This window comes from Bacillus norwichensis (assembly GCF_014836955.1).
GTDB lineage: Bacteria > Bacillota > Bacilli > Bacillales > Bacillaceae_C > Siminovitchia > Siminovitchia norwichensis.
In genome coordinates this window covers 20,525-36,488 of the sequence record NZ_JACSPV010000009.1, presented here as the reverse complement: position 1 = coordinate 36,488, position 15,964 = coordinate 20,525, and the positions used below count along the sequence as shown (strand labels likewise).

17 protein-coding genes, 1 other RNA gene and 1 other annotated feature are annotated in these 15,964 nt (G+C 39.0%); of the genes, 5 read left to right on the top strand and 13 right to left on the bottom strand.

All coding sequences use genetic code 11. The features are described 5' to 3' along the window. Positions 1-33: 33 nt before the first annotated feature. Positions 34-1,206 carry a chorismate synthase gene (aroC, locus tag H9631_RS07220; RefSeq protein ID WP_191811384.1) on the bottom strand — a complete coding sequence of 391 codons (1,173 nt, stop codon included), beginning with the start codon at positions 1,204-1,206 and terminating at the stop codon, positions 34-36. 50 nt (positions 1,207-1,256) lie between these two features. Then, positions 1,257-1,487, bottom strand: a binding site (T-box leader). 454 nt (positions 1,488-1,941) lie between these two features. Between aroC and H9631_RS07215 the strand changes: the two genes are divergently transcribed. Beyond that, on the top strand, positions 1,942-3,030 hold the full coding sequence (locus H9631_RS07215) for a bifunctional 3-deoxy-7-phosphoheptulonate synthase/chorismate mutase (protein ID WP_191811382.1): 1,089 nt from the start codon (positions 1,942-1,944) through the stop codon (positions 3,028-3,030). A 160-nt stretch (positions 3,031-3,190) separates the two neighbouring features. Here the strand turns inward: H9631_RS07215 and H9631_RS07210 are convergent, their stop codons facing one another. Both H9631_RS07210 and H9631_RS07205 read right to left on the bottom strand, forming a co-directional pair. Beyond that, positions 3,191-4,162: a hypothetical protein gene (locus tag H9631_RS07210; protein ID WP_191811381.1), complete on the bottom strand. Its 972-nt coding sequence runs from the start codon at positions 4,160-4,162 to the stop codon at positions 3,191-3,193. Positions 4,163-4,167: 5 nt separating this feature from the next. Next, entirely contained in the window at positions 4,168-5,331 is a 1,164-nt protein-coding gene (locus tag H9631_RS07205) for a glycosyltransferase (RefSeq protein ID WP_225220921.1), read from the bottom strand. 179 nt (positions 5,332-5,510) lie between these two features. Here H9631_RS07205 and H9631_RS07200 point away from each other — a divergent pair, with 179 nt between their 5' ends. Then, positions 5,511-6,869: a transposase gene (locus H9631_RS07200; protein WP_191811379.1), complete on the top strand. Its 1,359-nt coding sequence runs from the start codon at positions 5,511-5,513 to the stop codon at positions 6,867-6,869. A 113-nt stretch (positions 6,870-6,982) separates the two neighbouring features. On the opposite strand, the gene H9631_RS07195 is transcribed toward H9631_RS07200, so the two are convergent. The 6 genes from H9631_RS07195 to H9631_RS07170 form a co-directional block, all read right to left on the bottom strand. Beyond that, on the bottom strand, positions 6,983-7,753 hold the full coding sequence (locus H9631_RS07195) for a hypothetical protein (protein ID WP_191811377.1): 771 nt from the start codon (positions 7,751-7,753) through the stop codon (positions 6,983-6,985). Between the two features lie 406 nt (positions 7,754-8,159). Then, on the bottom strand, positions 8,160-9,668 hold the full coding sequence (locus H9631_RS07190) for a carboxypeptidase M32 (RefSeq protein WP_191811375.1): 1,509 nt from the start codon (positions 9,666-9,668) through the stop codon (positions 8,160-8,162). Positions 9,669-9,920: 252 nt separating this feature from the next. After that, positions 9,921-10,106 (bottom strand): hypothetical protein, encoded by a 186-nt coding sequence (locus tag H9631_RS07185; protein WP_191811373.1) that lies wholly within the window; start codon positions 10,104-10,106, stop codon positions 9,921-9,923. Between the two features lie 147 nt (positions 10,107-10,253). After that, positions 10,254-10,647, bottom strand: an RNA gene (rnpB, locus tag H9631_RS07180) — RNase P RNA component class B. A 63-nt stretch (positions 10,648-10,710) separates the two neighbouring features. Continuing rightward, entirely contained in the window at positions 10,711-11,016 is a 306-nt protein-coding gene (gpsB, locus tag H9631_RS07175) for a cell division regulator GpsB (RefSeq protein WP_160706782.1), read from the bottom strand. Positions 11,017-11,179: 163 nt separating this feature from the next. Further along, positions 11,180-11,560, bottom strand: a complete 381-nt coding sequence (locus H9631_RS07170) for a CotD family spore coat protein (protein ID WP_225220920.1) — start codon at positions 11,558-11,560, stop codon at positions 11,180-11,182. 309 nt (positions 11,561-11,869) lie between these two features. Between H9631_RS07170 and H9631_RS07165 the strand changes: the two genes are divergently transcribed. Further along, complete coding sequence (locus H9631_RS07165) at positions 11,870-12,328, top strand: Hsp20/alpha crystallin family protein (RefSeq protein WP_191811371.1); 459 nt, start codon at positions 11,870-11,872, stop codon at positions 12,326-12,328. 203 nt (positions 12,329-12,531) lie between these two features. On the opposite strand, the gene H9631_RS07160 is transcribed toward H9631_RS07165, so the two are convergent. Next, positions 12,532-12,978 carry a YppG family protein gene (locus H9631_RS07160; RefSeq protein ID WP_191811369.1) on the bottom strand — a complete coding sequence of 149 codons (447 nt, stop codon included), beginning with the start codon at positions 12,976-12,978 and terminating at the stop codon, positions 12,532-12,534. A gap of 197 nt (positions 12,979-13,175) precedes the next feature. On the opposite strand from H9631_RS07160, the gene yppF reads away from it, so the two are divergent. Then, positions 13,176-13,385 carry a YppF family protein gene (gene yppF, locus H9631_RS07155; RefSeq protein WP_191811367.1) on the top strand — a complete coding sequence of 70 codons (210 nt, stop codon included), beginning with the start codon at positions 13,176-13,178 and terminating at the stop codon, positions 13,383-13,385. 18 nt (positions 13,386-13,403) lie between these two features. Here the strand turns inward: yppF and H9631_RS07150 are convergent, their stop codons facing one another. The 3 genes from H9631_RS07150 to H9631_RS07140 all read right to left on the bottom strand — a co-directional run bounded on the left by H9631_RS07150 (position 13,404) and on the right by H9631_RS07140 (position 15,212). After that, positions 13,404-13,781 (bottom strand): YppE family protein, encoded by a 378-nt coding sequence (locus H9631_RS07150; protein ID WP_191811366.1) that lies wholly within the window; start codon positions 13,779-13,781, stop codon positions 13,404-13,406. A gap of 103 nt (positions 13,782-13,884) precedes the next feature. Beyond that, entirely contained in the window at positions 13,885-14,091 is a 207-nt protein-coding gene (locus tag H9631_RS07145; protein ID WP_191811364.1) for a hypothetical protein, read from the bottom strand. A gap of 137 nt (positions 14,092-14,228) precedes the next feature. Continuing rightward, positions 14,229-15,212 carry a DUF2515 family protein gene (locus H9631_RS07140; RefSeq protein ID WP_191811362.1) on the bottom strand — a complete coding sequence of 328 codons (984 nt, stop codon included), beginning with the start codon at positions 15,210-15,212 and terminating at the stop codon, positions 14,229-14,231. Between the two features lie 100 nt (positions 15,213-15,312). Between H9631_RS07140 and recU the strand changes: the two genes are divergently transcribed. Then, a complete protein-coding gene (gene recU, locus H9631_RS07135; RefSeq protein WP_191811360.1) occupies positions 15,313-15,924 on the top strand; it encodes a Holliday junction resolvase RecU in 612 nt (203 codons plus the stop codon). Positions 15,925-15,964: the final 40 nt, after the last annotated feature.

Here is a 15,964-nt window from a genome sequence, read left to right as displayed (position 1 = left end):
TATCATTCAGCAGAGCTGACACTGCCCCGGATGTTAAAAGTTCCTTGTATATTCTTTATATTGTTCGACGTGTTCTTTTATGGCATCCATTCGATCATGTCCAAAATGCTCCAACACGGCGACTGCCAGTTCCCAAGCAACAACAGACTCAGCAACTACACTTGCTGCTGGAACTGCACAACTGTCAGATCTCTCGATGCTTGCCTTGAAAGGTTCTTTTGTATCAATATCTACGCTTTGCAGTGGTTTATAAAGTGTCGGTATCGGCTTCATAACACCTCTTACTACAATCGGCATTCCTGTCGACATACCGCCTTCCAGACCACCCGCATTATTGGATCCTCTTGTGTAGCCTTTTTCTTCATCCCACAATATTTCATCATGCACCTGACTTCCCGGTTTATGCGCTGCTTCGAAACCGATGCCGATTTCCACTCCCTTGAATGCATTGATACTCATGACAGCCCCAGCCAATTTACCATCAAGCTTTCTGTCGTAATGTACATAGCTTCCGACTCCGGCAGGCATACCTTCGACAACGACTTCTACGATTCCTCCAATTGAATCCCCTTGCTCTTTGGCTTCATCAATCGCTCGCATCATTTTTTCTGCGGCTTCTTCATCAAGACAGCGAACCGGTGATGCTTCAGATCGCTCTTTCAAATCATTAATTGTTTCATAAGTTGTATGAACAGCTCGGACCCCTCCAATCTCCAATACATGTCCAGCAACTTTGATACCGAGCTGCTCAAGAATAATTCTTGCAACTGCTCCTGCAGCAACCCTTACTGTTGTTTCACGTGCAGAAGACCGCTCCAGCACATTTCTCATATCTCTATGGCCATATTTCAAAGCTCCATTCAAGTCTGCATGACCTGGACGAGGGTGAGTCAGCTTTCTTTTCACTTCATCCTCTTCACCTTCTGGAAGCGGAGCAGCTCCCATTATTTTAGTCCAATGTTTGAAATCCCTATTTTCGACGGCGAGTGTAATCGGTGAGCCCATCGTTTTCCCATGACGAACGCCGCTTAAAATTTGAACCTGATCTTTTTCTATTTGCATCCTTCTTCCACGGCCGTAACCTTTTTGACGTCGGGATAATTGTTCATTCACCATTTCAGCAGTCAAAGTCAAACCTGCCGGAACTCCCTCCAATATTGCAGTCAACTGCGGACCATGTGATTCTCCAGCTGTTAAATATCTCATTCTCAAAGCCCTCCAATAGTCTAATTAAAATAAAAAACGCCCCTGCATATAGCAGGGACGATTGATTATCGCGGTACCACCCTCATTGCGGAAATTTATTTTCCGCCACTCGAAACAGATAACGGCTGTTCCCGTCTTTTCATACTGACCTGAACGTGCAGGCGTTCCTAAAAGAAGCTCAAGGAAGTAATTCGCATTCATCTTTGTGCTGATTTTCACCGGCCATCAGCTCTCTACGAAACAGGGAGATGAACACTACTGTGTCCTGTCATGGCTATTTTCAAAGTTATTTAACATTAATTTTTACCACATTAAGATATTCTTGTAAAGCATTTTTGTGTTATTAAGTTATTCATGTAGACGATTTTTCTATTTTACAATCAGTACTGACAAACACCCGCATCGGCAATGTCACACATATGGAGTATAGAAAAGCACTAAAACAAACCAACTAAAAAGATTTACTGCTTCCTACTTGCTGACTTTCTGAATATCCCCTATATTAGACGAATTGTTCATATTTACCGCCCATCACTACGGGGACATGATGGTATAATTAAAAATAGGCAAACAATTTAAAATATCCACTTGACAAGAGTTCAAATACGGTTTAATGTGTTGAGCTATCAATAAAAATTATAACACACATGCTTTACAGCGTTGAAGTCCTAAAGTTATTTTTTAAAAAATTCTTCAATTGCTGGAGGCAGTGAATAAAACAAGGAGGGCTTATCGTTGTCAGAACTGGAAGGGTTACGTTCTCAAATTGAGAAAACCACATTACAAATTTTAGAACTGTTAAACGAACGAGGCCGAATCGCTCAAGAAATCGGCAAATTAAAAGAAATGCAGGGCGTGAAGCGTTTTGACCCTGTCCAAGAGCGAAAGCTGTTAAATATGATTGCAGATCACAACGAAGGCCCGTTTACTACATCAACTGTCCAACACATATTCAAACAAATCTTTAAAGCAAGTCTTGAATTGCAGGAAGATGATCATCGTCAAGCCCTGCTCGTTTCAAGAAAGAAAAAACCTGATGACACAATCGTCTCCGTTCATGGTGAGGATATCGGAGATGGGAAAGCCCACTTTATCATGGGACCTTGCGCAGTTGAAAGCTACGACCAAGTAAAAGCTGTTGCACAGGCATTAAAAGCTCAGGGCTTAAAACTTCTTCGTGGAGGAGCTTTCAAACCAAGAACTTCTCCTTACGACTTCCAAGGGCTTGGCTTGGAAGGCTTGAAGATTTTGAAACAGGTTGCTGATGAAGAAGGTCTGGCTGTTGTCAGTGAGATTCTAAATCCTTATGACATGGAAGCAGCACTCGACTATGTAGATGTTATTCAAATTGGCGCACGCAACATGCAAAACTTTGAGTTATTGAAGGTTGCCGGTGCTGTACGCAAACCTGTCCTTTTAAAACGCGGACTTGCAGCAACGATTGAAGAGTTCATGTATGCAGCGGAATATATTCATGCACAAGGAAATGACCAAATCATTCTTTGTGAAAGAGGAATTCGCACATATGAAAAGGCAACAAGGAACACTCTTGATATTTCTGCTGTTCCAATCTTGAAAAAAGAAACGCATTTGCCAGTTGTGGTTGACGTTACTCATTCAACCGGACGGAAAGATCTCCTTCTTCCTGCAACAAAAGCAGCAATTGCAATTGGAGCGGATGCAGTCATGGCAGAAGTACACCCTGATCCTGCAGTCGCACTTTCCGATTCCGCTCAGCAAATGGACATTGGACAATTCAACGAATACATGGCAGAAGCTAAAGCTTTTGCTGGAAAAATTGAAAAAGATACAGCCAATCTTTAATATCTAAACCAAAACGATTCAATTTCGATTTCCCGAAATTGAATCGTTTTTCTTTTAGTCTATTGATAGAACATTTTTAAACGGCCTACCTATTTGTCCACGCCCTAATCGCTAAATAGGCAGATTCTCACCTCAAATAAATCCGGGGACACTCATACAACTACGGAGCATTCGATATTAAATCAAAAAAATGAATGTCATCAAATTTGAGATCTTTTTGATTTACTAATTGAAGCCCTCTATCCTTCCATTTTTCCGAGAGCTTATCTTCACCCTTTAAACTGGCTAATCCAGCTGCTATACGATAGACTGCAGCAGATTCAATCCCTTTGCCATTTTTTGAAGATCGATCATATCTTCCTGCAATCAAATGATGCTGTTTCCACTCTGATTTCAGCCATTGCCAAAATTCGTCGTTATTCAGCTCTTTCTTTTCTAATTCTGTTGCAATGAGCAATTGATCAACCATATGCACTTCGTCCAATTTTATAAAAGATTTTTCTATAATACTATAATATTCAGGGTAAAAAGGAGCTCCCATGGTTGAAACTTCAACGTATAAATCGTCCATTTTCTCCAACGGCAGCCAATCATTTTGAATCGTTCCATAGCTTAGAACAACTCTCTCGCTAGCCGCTTTCTGTTTCCAATCATAAAAATCCATTATCAAACCATCTTTTATCTGATGCTTTATCAGCCCTTCGGTTATGTCTTTAAATAATGGATGTCCCGGTCCAAGGACAGAAAGGATTCTTGCGTCATCAATCCAAGCATTAGCAGACTCCTTCTTCCCTTTCTCAATTCTCCATGACAAAAATGTTTCATCAGAATCATAGAAAACAAATTCATTTTGCACCGTTTGAACGAGCTTTTCAATTTCTTTATTTCGATTATGTTCGGAAAGCCATTCCATATACAAACCCATGGACTCTAAAAGATACTCCTCGTTACCTACTGTTCCATACGATTTTATTTTACCTGAACTGTCCATATAATATTTGTTCACAATATGAATGAATTCTTCTTCAGTCCATTTATCCCGACTATTTTCCCTATGCTCAAAGGTATAAGTAACAAGAAAACCTAGTAAAAGAATGACTGCTCCTCCTACAATTAACCATTTATTTAACACATCATTCACCCAGCTTGTTTCTTAAAACGATTGGTTTTGTCCCATTTAATCGTTTCTTTTCTAATTAATCTTTTCCATAAATAAATGGCTACACTTCGGATTAGGAGGATGACAAATAATTGAGCATAAGTAAAGTACATGATAAAAGCCATTAAGACTTTAATTGGTGACACATCCTGATCTAATACGATGACACCCACTAATTGGGAGGTGTACACAATATAACTCATAAACCAGAGCATAAGTATTGGGGAAGCATATTTTGGTTCGAATAAATCGAATAGACTTCCAATAAAGAAAATGTGTGAAAACAAAAGCAGTATGGCGAAAAATAAATAGACCGTTAAATGGTGAACAGAATGATGGAATGCCTTCTCTCTCCAAAATTTAGGAGAAGTAAATAATTTTTCAAGCAAATAGATATTTCCAATCAGCCATCTTGTGCGTTGCTTTATGAAAGTCTTGACGGTTTCAGGTTCTTGTTCCCATGTTTTTGATTCTGGTACGACGGGTATCAAATAGCCTTTAGCGGTTAATCTTATTGTAAGCTCAGCATCTTCTGCTAAGGCATACACGTCATAGCCGCCTGCTTCTTCAATGAGATTTCTCTTTAATAACATATTGGTGCCTGCTAATGATCCAATTTTAAAAAGCTGCCATCTACCACACTGCATCAATAGCTGAAAAACTTGAAATTCTAAAGCAATCATTTGTGTTAAAAAATTTTTAGCAACATTTTTAGTTTTAACATAACCTACAGCTCCTGCTGCACCAGGCGTAGTTTCAGCCTTTTCGACTAACAATCGAACAGCATCTGGCTCAGGTTCATTATCAGCATCATAAACAATGAAATACTCTGATTTAATGAATGAAAGTCCATAATTTAGAACACGGGATTTTCCTTTTGGCTCACCTGGTGGAACGGAAATATAATGTATTCGACTAAATGTTCTTTGAAAGTCCTTTCCGATAAGAGCAGTATCATCCGTTGACCCATCATCCAGTAAATATATATTGAGTTCTCCTGGATATTCCAGTTTGCTCATTGCACTCAAGGTATCTTGAATCACGATACCTTCATTATGAGCCGGGATCAGAACGGATACTGCTGGATACTTTTCAAGTGCAGTTGGATTATCTTTTTTGATTCGAAAGTAAACACCTGCCAATGTCAAAATCGAGTAGAATAGTAAGAGACCCCAAAAGAAAGCCGTAATAATTGAGTTAATTTCATAATTTAGAGCCCTAGAGGCTCAAGGCTTCCAAGACATAAAAAATAGAGCACCTCCCCAAGTTCTGTATAATGGTAGTTACCACACAACCCTTAACAGACAGGAGAAATGCCCCTATGTCCATTATACGACAACAAAGTCTATTTGACATGCATGAATTATATGAGATGGAACCTACCCATCATTTTGAGGCTGTCTTTTCAACTCTGGATTTGGCTCCTATCTGGGGATTATTAAGAAAACCGAACAATATGGGTGCCCCGAGACAGTTGAATTACAGCGCCATGGTCTATTCGTTGATCGCTCGTGTGGTGGAGCGGATTCCAACGATCAAAGATCTAATCAGGCGCCTAAGACGCGACCCTTTCTTCCGGTATGACTGCGGTTTTCTTCATTCTGATCAAGTCCCATCCGAGGCTTCCTATTCCAGAATGATTGCAGTCCTCAGTGAGTCGGATACGATGGCCGATGTCAATGACGAAGTGATCCTTCTTGCGATGAGTGAAGAGCATATCGGCGAGGAAAATGTCGCCGTTGATGCTAGTCATTTTGAAGCAAGGGATCGTGCCCAGGCATCCGAAAAGAAAGAAAAGCCAGAACCGAAAAAGCGCGGCCGTAAACCTAAAGCCGAACGCGAACAGTGGCTGAAAGAAAAACAGGACCAAGAAGATGCGCTTCCAATTTATGAAAAAGAGATGATCCATCAGTTGCCCGAATCGGTTGAAACATTGTTTAAGGAGGCTCCGATTGACCCCAAGTGGGGTGTCAAGAAGAACAGCGACGGGAAAAACATTTACTGGTTCGGTTACAAGGCACATCTGGTGGTCAGTACAAAGAGTCAATATATCCTTGCGGGCATGATGACGTCCGGTAATCTAAACGACGGAAAAGCCGCCATACCGCTGTTGAAGAAAATCAAACGGGATCTCCCGGATCTGTTTACTGCTGGTCTATTTGATGCCGGCTATGACTTTGAGCCAATCTATCAGCAATTGTCGGATCAGGGACTGCAGGCTGTCATTCCGTATAATCGCCGAAATGAGGGGGAAATCATCGGTTTCGATGAAAAATTCGCGCCGACGTGTGTCCTGGAGTATTCCTATCGCTACGACAGCTTCGATCCAAAGTACAAAACTCTGAAATATACCCAACCCAAAGAATGCGCGACTTGCCCTTTACGCCATGATTCACTTTGTCAGAAGACCTTTAAAATCAGGCAGTCCACTGATATCCGGAAATATACATTTCCGGCTAGGGGTTCAAGAAAATGGGATGAGCTATATAAAGAGCGCACTGCAGTCGAAAGGGTCAACGCGTATCTGAAAGAATTTTTTGGACTCAATAATGTTCGTCATCGAACCGGAAAGAAAGCGAAGCTTCACTTCCAATTGGTGACGCTTGTTTATAATGCCTCCAGATTGGCTACGGATCGAATCAGAAAGATGAAAGCAGAACAAATCTCTGAAGCAGCATGATATAGAGCATATTTAACTTTAAAAAATCACGAAAGAATTTAAGGGACTACTCTACACTTTTTTTTAAAGCATACTTATGAAATTGATTCAATTAATAAAATAATACTCAATGGTTAAGCTCCCTTCCGGTTCATCAACTCGTCTAACTTTTCTTCGAGGTTTTCAACTTCCCAAGAGTGTATAGAAAATGGCATAGAAATACAATTAACGTTTTGCTTCATAGCCTCTTCTATTCGATGAATGACTATGTCTCGCCCTGCTTCATCAGTTGCTTGAAGAAAGATCAAAATTTCCTCGTCGGTAGGTGAAGTGACAAGATCATATCCGGCTCTGACCGTATGAAGGCAGGCTTTAATAAATTCTTGTCGCAAGGATGATTTCACAGTTAAAGGAACAATGTCAGTCATTGTAAAATAGAGTAAATAGCCTTTTTCTCCACGACGGCGCATACCTGTTTCAATTAATAGACCTCTTTCTAAAAATTCTGGGAAGGACAATGCTTTTGTCTCATTATCGATTTTTTCAAGCTGATTTAAACGCACTTCCATTTCTTGTATTTTTTGATTTAGTGTTTTTAACTCATGTACAATAAGCCAATTTAGTAGTATAGAAGCTGTCAATAGTAAATGTGCTAAAATTAATTCATATTGCCCTGCATCAAATATTTGATGATTCATTGAATAGACTGTTAGACAAAACCCATATACTAGAATGGTTGAAAGAAAGATTAGGAAATTAACACTAGATTTAAATAGAGTCATCAACAGCAATATGATAATGACGACACTTGCCTGAATAAAAAACATTGTGGTAGGAAGTAATAATTGAGTTGCAATCGACACAGCCCAAAGGGCCATGAGCCAATGTAAGCGGTGACTTTTCATACTTATCTCCTTATATTTACATGGGTATTAGCGCTTGTTAGCTTAGCGTCCAGCTTTTATATTAATACAATTCTATTACAAATAGTATAGTTAATTTATTACTTTGTATGAGGATTCTCATAAATACGGAAAAGGGAAATGTGAAGAAAAAGGAAGCTGGTATAAAGAGAGGAGATATGACCGATTGAATTCGGCCCATAGAGGAAAAGGCGCCTCAGTATCCACGCGATTATCAATAACTGGTTGTTCATCTAACTGCGGCAAGAACAACGAATGATCTATAAATTCGTTTATTAGCATTACGGTTTAAGCTGTAAATACCGGAAGCTAACAAAATTCAGTGGTATCAGCTTGGGGCCAAACCATTTCATTGATTTAGCCCCAAGCCCTTAATTTTCCGCAATTTTCAATTCAATTTATAAAGAGCCGTATATTTCTCAACAAGATATTCTGTTAAGTATTTAGCTGATGGTCCCTCCCCTGTGACTTCCTTAATCAGTTCAAGCGGTTTTTTCGTTTTTCCATAACGATAGATATGTTTAGTAAGCCATTGCTTGATAGGTTGAAGATTTCCTATTTTTAATAAATCATCATATTCTGGGATAGCTTTCACCATGACATTTTTGATTTGAGCAGCATACATGTAGCCAAGCAGATAAGAAGGAAAATATCCAAAACTCCCGGCTGCCCAATGTACATCCTGCAACACACCTTCAGCATCATTTTTGGGGCGGATTCCCAAATATTGTTCATATTTGTCATTCCATATTTCCGGCAAGTCATCAACGCTGATTTCGTTATTGAACAAGCCTTTTTCGATTTCGTAGCGAATGATAATGTGCAGTGGATACGTTAAATTATCGGATTCAATCCGGATCAAAGAAGGTTCTGCTTTGTTAATCGCATGGTAAAATTCATCGATAGAGATATGATCGAACTGGTTGTCAGCATATTTTTGTAACCCTTCAAAATTATATTCCCAAAAGGATCTATCCCTCGCTAATATATTTTCGTAAAATAATGATTGCGATTCATGTATCCCCATCGAGGTTCCAGTACAAAGAGGAGTTCCAATTAACTCTTCCGAAATATTTTGTTCATACAACGCATGCCCGCCTTCATGGATTGTACCAAAGATAGCCATTTTCCAATCATGATCGTCATACCTTGTTGTTATGCGCACATCCCCCGGATTAAGACCTGTGGCAAACGGATGAACCGTTTCATCAAGCCTTCCCGCTCCAAAGTCATAACCCATCTGTTCCAATATTTTTAGGCTGAATTCTTTTTGCTTCTCCTGCGAAAAAAACTGATAAAGAAAATCTGTTTCAGGCTGATTCTCTGATTCCTGTATATTTTTTATTAAAGGGATGATAGCCTCTTTTACCATAGCAAATTCCTTGTCTATCATCTCCACTGTCATATCGGGTTCATATAAATCAAGTAATGTATTATATTTGTTGCCTCTATAACCCCAATACTCTATGAACCTCTTATTGAAATCGACAAGCTGTTCTAGATAGGGCTTAAACATGGCAAAATCGGATTTTTCACGAGCCTCTTCCCATACACTCTCCGCTTCTGTTTGTAAAATGACATATTCCTTATACTCTTTAGGAGGAATTTTCTTGTTTTGGTCATAGACCCTCTTACACTCCTCCAGAGTTTTTTGCACTAACTCTGGCAACTCTTGCTTCCTTCCGTATAATTTTGCAATAAAAGCGGCCATTTCTTCGGATGTTGACATTTGAAAGTACTCATTGGAAAGAACGCCAACCACTTGAGATCGTTGTTTTACCCCTTTTTTCGGTGCTCCTGTCCTCAAGTCCCAATAAATAAGCTGGAGAGCCTCATTAAATGCTCCCATCTTTTTTACATACTCCATAAAAGAAGTTTCGCTCTCACTCAACCTCATGTAAACGCCCCCAATATGTATAGCTATATTGATTTTATAATAAACCAACAGCCTATTCTAGCATATTGCCCTGTTGATTAAGAAAACTCACTTGATTTACTCACACCCTCGGGATGCAATCCCACCCTGGGAGTTTGCTAAGGGATGTTTGTTTCAGAATAAACTTTGCCAATTGCCACCATAAAAAATGATATGAGCTACTTTCAAACCAGAAAAAATATTTGAACGCAAGTGAGTTGAATTCACTTGCGTTCATTTCTGAGCAATATTCCTATTTTCTGAAAGAACATGATGAAGAGCCTTACTCAGACTCTGTTCAGCTTCTTGAAGACGCTTCTTTGCTTCTTCAGGCAAATGCTCATTTTGCAACATCTCACTTGAGGAATACAACGCATCAGATATTCTTTTAAAATTGCTCATCATATGAGGCATACCCATAAATCACTCCCTCTTTCGGAATTTATAACAAAAGTATATTCTAAAGACCTTGAAATTATTCTTATTTGAAAGGGTTTTCATACAAAAGAAAAATCAATGCCCTCCAGATTTGGAAGGCATTACTTGTTGATTCACCTATAAATAACACTCTGTAAGCCATGTTCTGTACCTTTGTACTGCAATCGATCATAGGGTGACCTCGTACTCGGGCGGTAATCATCTATCTGCAGGAGTTTTACCTGCCTCTTACTGCGTTCATTTCCGCAATAAAAAGTGCCTCTACCATAATTTGAGTTTCTCGCTCACGGGGTTTACCTCGTTCCACCTTTGTCGTTTCCAACAAAGCTTCGTCACTGTGGCACCTTCAAGGTATTCGCATCATATCCTAAAAGAACGTAGATGCTTTCCCTGCCGTCAGTCGGAAACCGACTGCCCTGGCTTATTGTTTCACCAGGCGTGATCACTACGGGCATCTCAGCTCCGTGCGAGCATGGACTTTCCTCTGTCGCCTTTAAAAGACGCACAGCGATTACCCGAATGTTATTCAACTAAATGATAATTATACTATGTTATTGTTTTTTTTCAAGTAGTAATAAAAAATCAGTTATACATTTTCATCAAGTTTGCTTCCAAAAACATGTTTTTCCAAATTTGAAAGCCGTTTTAAAATGTCAAAGTTAGTTGTGCCAGCAGGTTGGATATGCTGACGGCGAGAACTCTCTTCAAGCTGCTTCTTCAGCCTCATATTTTCCTGCTGCATCTCATCGATGATTGCATGCATCGACTCGTAGTCCTTAATGATCAAATCTAAAAACTTATCCACTTCTTCTTGATTGTATCCTCGCAAACCTGATTTAAATTCTTTTTCCAATATCTCTTTAGCAGTTAGTTTTAATTTCTCAGCCAACATTCGAGACCACCTCAAATTCAAACGACATTAATATCATTCTTTCAAAATATTGGTTATTTGTCAATTTAACCAACGGATTATTAGACGCTTTTACATCTATTTCTTGATTTTTCATTGTATGTATTGGAAGCAAGGATGAATTGTCATCCTTGTTCCTCTCAATTTAATAAGGAAACATCGGTCCCCCCATTGGTCCCGCACCGGGGCCCATTCCAGGACCCATCATAGGACCCATTCCTGGTCCAGCCATTGGGCCAAATCCCGGGCCGATCCCTGGTCCTGGTCCCATACCAAGCCCAGGTCCTGGGCCAGGAGCAAATGATTGCGTATTTGTCACTTGATTCACAGTTGATTGAGTCTGCGGGAAATAATGCTGATGCTCACAATTAATATGGTTAACATTAGTTGTATGGGTTGGGTGAATTTCAGGGATGATATTGTTAAAAAACTTATGGTTTACACAGCATTTAGTGGGGTGAACCACAGCAGGGAGTACTTGTGTTCCGCAATTGACGCAACTTCCACATCCGCAATTTGCCATCATAAGGTCGTTACTCCTTTCTCACCATTAGTTCTTACACTAACACCCTATGTAAAATAACCATACATGTACTGATTCAAATACCTATTTTACTGATAAAAACGTCTAAAAAAATTTGTACAGCAAACGACATGACTGAACAAATTGCGCTAAAAAACCCTGTTCAGAGTCGAATGTTGCGCTTGCCCGGGAAATGTTTTTAGAATATTTCCTATTTCCACTCAATCTGTTCATTATCGTAATTGAATAGAGAACTTTTTAATTTATACATTCATACTATACCATATATTAACCCAAGGAGGGAGACCCTCAATGACAGAAAAATCTTCAGAGGATAAGAACCCTGAGCCGATCAATCACTTAATGAAGGCAATGAATGATTTTTTCGAGCATCGCCCTGTCAAAGGCTTTTTGGAAAACCTTGATGAATTATTCACCTCCTCCCCTTTTTCCAGCAACTTGCCGGTAGAACTAAAAGAGACTGATTCAAAATATATCATTCAGGCGAAGCTCCCCGGAATTAAAAAGGAACAAATTGAAATTGATGTTTTGCAGCAGTACATCACAATCACTGTTATGCATCATGAAATAATCACCACTGAAAACCAACAACAGGAATTGATTCAGCATCAAGATACAATGAGAAGAGCTTCAAGAACTATACCACTTACAAAAGCTATTGATACTAAAAATGTGAAAGCAACATACGAGAACGGCCTCTTAACAGTTTCCATCAACAAGCTAAGGGGAAAAAAAGTGGATATTACATGAGAAAAGGAACGGTCCTCTTAGACCGATTCCTTTTTTCATGTTCTAGGAAATGAAGTTGTGAATCATTCTATCTCCATCGAGAACCACATAATATAGCGTTTTGCGGTGATTCAAGACAGTGTTGTTCATGTCTGAGAGTGCCAGAAACGTAAAAACAAAAGCAAGCCCTCGCCTTAGCTTAATCCGATAATAACATCCTGGATTTAGGATTTAAAAAATCCCCCAAGACCTTTTGCCATGTTTGAAACCTGTGTCAAAGCATTCATCATTTGGCCAGCAGTATCCATCATTTTGTTTAAATCAAGGGAACCGCTTTGAGATTTAAATGAATTCAAAAACGAGTTGAAATGACCTGCCTGCGCCTGTTTTGGGAACTTGGGAATTTGATAAGGCTGAGTATATTCACCCTGATACTGGGCTAGCAGCTGATCTTCTTCAGTCTGCAACGGATTGTGAAATAATTGGCTCGGTATGTTATTACCACCTTGAGGCTGATTTACATATTGTTGTTGAGGATATATATGATTCATTTGTGAAGTTGGTTGGTAATAGCCATTATTAGGGGGATACATCCCATAGCCTGTATGATAAGGAGCGTACATGTGATGATAAGGAGATAATAAAGGCGTATTCCTTCCCATGTAGTACATCTAGGTTATCCTCCTTCTTCAAAATTTCTCTACATATAAAATATGCATTTTGAGGTAATAAGTGATAAACACTTAATTGGAAACGCATACAAAAAATGTCGATTTTTCTTTTCCTTTGTCGGAAGTCTCATTTTTCTATTAAAAAGAAAATCAAAAATTTTATGTTACTATGTAAAAAAAGCCTGGGAGGTATGTTCATGACAATTCACGAATTAAAGGAAAAGTTTTTCCAAAAAAGGTCATACTCTATTGAGGACACATGTCAATTGTTGGACTTTGCTAAACAGACTTATATTAATAACGAAATATCCTTAAAGGAATACCGGTCTATCGTTCGTGAATTAGAAGCACTGGGAGCTTACAATGTAGATGTAGATTTTGAAAGCGCTATTAAAACGGAAGCATAAAAGAAAGCAAATCCCGGATCAATGCCCCTGGGATTTGCTTTCTTTTATTTCTTCAAGGGTTCGCTCCAGTACATATTCAATAGATTGAATATGGCTCTTGAATTTTTTTAAGCTTGTATTTGAAAAAAATGCTCTGACGGATACCATTTGCAGATTTTCAGCAGTGTTCTTTATTTGTAAGGGATACAGATTTTTTGGCCTGATATCAGCCACCCATTGAACTGCTTCCTGTTCCCATTTCTCGCTCATTGCTTTGACTTTATCAGCGAATGGCTTTACCTCTTTATAAAAATCACCCTGTTCCCCGGTTTTACGGCAATGATGATAGGATTCTGCTGCCTGACGATTGTATTCGAGCAATTCCCTTGTCATTTCTTCTAATTGGTTATATTTCATATTTCTTCAGCCCGCCCTCTCTATTTACAGCTGAACAGAACTGTCTGATGCGACTAACTGCAATATCATCTTATACCCTTACAAGCAGCATTTCAAGATGGCTTTATGAAACATGGTATTGCTTTAATCTCTCTCTCGCACTCTTTAGTTCCAATTGGGCAAGCTTTCTATCTACACATCTTCTTTCACGATTCATAGCGGCCGTTTCGCTCGACTCTTCGCTTCGCACCCTTTCGCAAACTTGTTCCTCCAACAAATCCAACTGTTCTTTGATTTCCGCCAGCCTGTTGAGACAATCTTTCATATTCATCGTTATCTCCTCCGTCCAGACTTGTTTGATAACGTATTCTCCCTTACCAATCAACTTCCTTCCAGACTGACAAAACTAGAAGCAAATCGGCAAACAAAGTGTTAATTTTTTACCCAGCATCTCTTTTCGACAGGTAGTCATCGTTTTGATAGTAACCGTTTTGCAAGATGATACAATTCAATTTGTTCATTCTTTTGATAAAACCAACTTGTCAAAGCCACCGAAGGACTCGGGAGAGGAGCTTTCTCCCATCCCGGTTTTGGATGATGATGGATTGACCAGTCTTCCACCTGCCTTCTCTGATGTTCAATAATAGGCACTACTGCTCTAATAAAAGGAGTCTTCCGCCTCCTTCTTTCATAACCATACTGTTCGTAATCATGACGTGAGCCGGTAGGTTCTGTGTTGATAGCGAAATGGAGAAAACGCGGGTAAAGATCGGGATCAAACAAAATAGTGGAAAGGCGTTTGCCTAAACCGATCCTCTTCCATACCTTTGTAAATTGAACTACACTCTCTCCGTACAACTCGCCATTTATTGTCGGAAAAATAATACAATTAAAATGGAAAAGCTCATGAAAAATAAAAAATGCCGAATGAAATATTTTGTATTTATATGATGGATGTAAAATAACCGGTTTTTGAATGACATGCTGTTCGTTGACAATCAGAGCATACAGCAGCCGCTTCCTGTCGCCCGTTTCCCAAAAAAGCTGCCATTCATATTGTATAAAGCTCGAAACATTAAAATACTTAAGCAAATGGAACATGGGCCGCCCAGCCTTTTTTGAATATTGATATAAAAGCAGTTGAGGAAAGGCATCTTTAAAAATGATCCAATTCGCCTTTTCCAATGTAAGAAAAAGTCTTTTTCGGATCTTTTCATCAAGCAGATCAGGGATTACTTCTCCATATAAATCTCCCATATTCCAACCGGTATTCCTAGAAACCATTGATGCCAAAAACGCCCAGGGTATTTCTGGATTTTTCAAAAAATAGCGTTGGTAGGCTTTTGTCCTTGAAATATTATCTTTATTTCCTCTATACTCTTCCTGTCTAATTTGATTTATAATAAAATGTTCATTGGATTGAATCCTGTAAAATGAACTATCGGGCTTCATCACTATTTGCTCCAAATCATTTTCTCTTTAATATGTACTAAAGTTCCATATTTTTATGCAATGCCTGTGATATAATTTAGTTTCATAAGGGGGATAAATCATGGAATTTCATTATCCTACAGGCCGGAAATATGTGGCACAGCCTAAAACAGTTAAAAAAGCAGAGTCTCCTAATAAAGATATTATTTATAGTAATAGGGGTATGACACTGGAAGAAGATTTAAACGAGACAAATCAATATTATTTAACTAAAGGACTGGCTGTCATCCATAAAAAACCAACGCCTGTTCAAATTGTTCATGTTGATTACGCAAAGAGAAGCACAGCCGTTATCAAAGAAGCATACTTTCGCCAAGCATCAACAACTGATTATAATGGAATATCCAATGGGAAATATATTGATTTCGAGGCAAAAGAGACAAAAAGTTCTACATCCTTTCCATTAAAAAATATTCATGAACACCAGATAGATCACATGAAAAATGTCATTAAACAAAATGGAATTGCTTTTGTCATTATTCGTTTTGCAGCTTCCGAAGAAATCTTTTTGCTTGAAAGCGAGCATTTATTCAAATTTTGGGACCGCATGGAAAATGGCGGCCGCAAATCAATCACGAAACAGGAATTAAAAGCATATGGGCATTCCATTGAAATAGGATGGGCACCAAGAATCGATTATTTAAAAATCTTACGGAATCTCTATTCTTTCTAATGGGATAAGGATACAGCGGTACGGAAAGTGAGGATTTATT

Coding starts and splice junctions, on each gene's coding strand:
- aroC (WP_191811384.1), bottom strand. CDS start 1,206: ATGAGATATTTAACAGCTGGAGAATCACATGGTCCGCAGTTGACTGCA.
- H9631_RS07200 (WP_191811379.1), top strand. CDS start 5,511: ATGTCCATTATACGACAACAAAGTCTATTTGACATGCATGAATTATAT.
- H9631_RS07195 (WP_191811377.1), bottom strand. CDS start 7,753: ATGAAAAGTCACCGCTTACATTGGCTCATGGCCCTTTGGGCTGTGTCG.
- H9631_RS07190 (WP_191811375.1), bottom strand. CDS start 9,668: ATGAGGTTGAGTGAGAGCGAAACTTCTTTTATGGAGTATGTAAAAAAG.
- H9631_RS07185 (WP_191811373.1), bottom strand. CDS start 10,106: ATGGGTATGCCTCATATGATGAGCAATTTTAAAAGAATATCTGATGCG.
- gpsB (WP_160706782.1), bottom strand. CDS start 11,016: ATGTTGGCTGAGAAATTAAAACTAACTGCTAAAGAGATATTGGAAAAA.
- H9631_RS07170 (WP_225220920.1), bottom strand. CDS start 11,560: ATGATGGCAAATTGCGGATGTGGAAGTTGCGTCAATTGCGGAACACAA.
- H9631_RS07165 (WP_191811371.1), top strand. CDS start 11,870: ATGACAGAAAAATCTTCAGAGGATAAGAACCCTGAGCCGATCAATCAC.
- H9631_RS07160 (WP_191811369.1), bottom strand. CDS start 12,978: ATGTACTACATGGGAAGGAATACGCCTTTATTATCTCCTTATCATCAC.
- yppF (WP_191811367.1), top strand. CDS start 13,176: ATGACAATTCACGAATTAAAGGAAAAGTTTTTCCAAAAAAGGTCATAC.
- H9631_RS07150 (WP_191811366.1), bottom strand. CDS start 13,781: ATGAAATATAACCAATTAGAAGAAATGACAAGGGAATTGCTCGAATAC.
- H9631_RS07145 (WP_191811364.1), bottom strand. CDS start 14,091: ATGAATATGAAAGATTGTCTCAACAGGCTGGCGGAAATCAAAGAACAG.
- H9631_RS07140 (WP_191811362.1), bottom strand. CDS start 15,212: ATGAAGCCCGATAGTTCATTTTACAGGATTCAATCCAATGAACATTTT.
- recU (WP_191811360.1), top strand. CDS start 15,313: ATGGAATTTCATTATCCTACAGGCCGGAAATATGTGGCACAGCCTAAA.